This window comes from Alteromonas sp. ABE4_545, from assembly GCF_056161325.1.
This window is the reverse complement of sequence record NZ_JBSWYY010000097.1, coordinates 1-223: the sequence shown is the minus strand read 5'-3', so window position 1 is coordinate 223 and position 223 is coordinate 1. Positions and strand designations below refer to the sequence as shown.

1 protein-coding gene is annotated in these 223 nt (G+C 52.0%); it reads right to left on the bottom strand.

Going from position 1 to position 223, the window contains the following annotated elements; all coding sequences use genetic code 11:
* On the bottom strand, nucleotides 1-223 hold a 223-nt coding region (locus ACXAH6_RS20480), incomplete at both ends, for a transketolase-like TK C-terminal-containing protein (protein WP_474879842.1).

The following is a 223-nucleotide window of genomic DNA, read 5'->3' as shown; positions in this document are numbered from 1 at the left end:
AAAGCCGAAGTGCTCTAGCAATACACCACCCGGTGCTGATTCACCGAAGGTTGTCATACCGAGAATGTCACCATTGGTGCCCACGTACTTGTACCAGAAGTCGCTGTGCGCTGCTTCAACTGCCAATTTAGGAATGTCAGCTGGCAAGACTTTCGCTTTGTACTCGGCGTCTTGTGCATCAAACTGCTCAGTACTTGGCATCGACACTACGCGTACGCGACGG